1 protein-coding gene and 1 pseudogene are annotated in these 1,236 nt (G+C 47.9%); both read left to right on the top strand.

All coding sequences use genetic code 11. The features are described from left to right. Positions 1 to 259: 259 nt before the first annotated feature. Positions 260 to 793 carry an RNA polymerase sigma factor gene (locus QZL71_RS13125; RefSeq protein ID WP_294649192.1) on the top strand — a complete coding sequence of 178 codons (534 nt, stop codon included), beginning with the start codon at positions 260 to 262 and terminating at the stop codon, positions 791 to 793. Further along, a pseudogene (locus tag QZL71_RS13120) lies at positions 786 to 1,236 on the top strand (hypothetical protein); the annotation flags it as partial. The gene QZL71_RS13125 and the pseudogene QZL71_RS13120, both read left to right, overlap by 8 nt.

Below are 1,236 nucleotides of genomic sequence, written 5' to 3'. Positions count from 1 at the left end.
CCCCTTCATTCTGCACCGTTCCGATGCAGGCTGCGCGTTTTTTCAAAACGCTTCTATTTATATATGGTAGAGTTTCAAGACAGTTGCGCTCTGCAATTTTGATGGAGACATCTCAAGCCAAACGAACAGCCAGCAACGGCCTCAACGGTAAGTGAGGTCATGATGCTGGCTGTTCTTCGTTCAGAACGGAAAACATTCGACATTTTTGTTGGTTCGTAGTACACTACATCCAATCGTTGCGAATCAGTTGGAGGTGGTTGTGTTGCTTTCTCTGTACTTAGCTGTTCTTGACGATCAAAGCAATAAAGAACAATTTATAGATGTATATAATACCTACAAACGGCTGGTCTACCATGCCGCTTACAAAATTATGGGCGATTCGTATCTGGCAGAAGATGTACTGCAAGAGGTGTTTTTGTATGTTGCGAAAAATTTTTCTAAAATTCATCGAGAAAACTGTCACGAACTCGCTGCTTATCTCGTTAGTTGTAGTAGAAGCCGTGCTTACGATATGCTTCGCAAGCAGCGAGAAGAACCGCTGGAAGAAGTACCGGACGCACCAGATGACGCCCCGGTGCCGGACGATGCAGTAGTCAGCACCGATAACATCGAACACTTGACAGAACTGATCGGACAGATGAAACCGATGTACCGTGACCCACTGCGCCTTTTGGCAATGGGTTACACCAACCGGGAGATTGCCAAATCGCTTGGACTGACGGACGAAGTGGTTCGGATGCGGCTTTTCCGTGGAAGAAAACTATTGTGGAAGGAGTTGAACCACCATGAGTGAGCAGACAGAAGTTTCTTTTGACACTGCGTTGATGATGGCACTCCATGCAGATGCACAGAAAGAACTGAACGAGCTACCAACTCCGGCGCAGCTTAAAGAACGCTACCCGGACACTTCCCGATGGGATGCCCGCCTGCAAGCGGCGTTGCATAAACGCCGCCCTGTGCTGAAACGAGTGCTTATTGCGGCCCTGACGCTGGTAATTTTAACTCTCGGTGCGCTTACAGTAAGTGCGGACTTCCGCAATGCAGTCTACACGATGATTCAGAAGTTCTTGCCGATTGAGATGCAGCTGACGTATCAAGTGGACGGCGAACCGTTGGAACGATTGCCGGATGGATACAGCGATCATTATGTGCCGGACGGCTTTGAAATGGACGATGCACATGCAATTCCGTTGGATGTTCTTGCAAGCATTTCATCCTTATTTAGCATTTCAACAG

The organism is uncultured Faecalibacterium sp. (assembly GCF_900066275.1).
Taxonomy (GTDB): Bacteria; Bacillota; Clostridia; order Oscillospirales; family Ruminococcaceae; genus Faecalibacterium; species Faecalibacterium taiwanense.
The sequence above is the reverse complement of the archived record's forward strand: the minus strand, read 5'-3'. Positions and strand labels throughout refer to the sequence as shown.